General features: G+C 55.9%; 1 pseudogene. It reads right to left on the minus strand.

Annotated features, from left to right (window positions below):
* Window positions 1-131 precede the first annotated feature (131 nt).
* Window positions 132-449 (minus strand): annotated as a pseudogene (locus ACTHUR_RS20770) (competence/damage-inducible protein A); the annotation flags it as partial.

Below are 449 nucleotides of genomic sequence, written 5' to 3' on the forward strand. Positions count from 1 at the left end.
GTGCATCAGCGGCGGTTCAAAAGCGAAGCCGCCATATTGCGCCAGCCAAATGCCGATGATGAGGGTCGGCGGCAAAAACAGCAAAGAGGCAAAAATCAGTGCGCGTCTGGATTGGGCCGGGGATAAGTGCATTATTCCACCGTTTCTTTCAAAGTCGCGCCAATCGCCTGCAAACCCTGCAACGCATCTTCCCACGCCGTATCCAACAAGCGGCAGGCCTCACCTTCCGCTTTGATGCCGAACTCGATATGCGGCGGAGTGTAACGGCCGTCTGAATCGGTACGGCCCACGGTGGGCAGGCTGTAAGAACGGACACCGGCGTAGGTACGCTCAAGATGTTCCATAATCGGCGTAATGCGCGACTCGGGTTGGTCGAACACATACACGCTGCGGCTGCCGCGTTCAGTTTGGTTGAAACGGTTGGCGTAATAAGTTTCCAATACCCATTC

It is taken from the genome of Neisseria sp. P0021.S007, assembly GCF_051956855.1.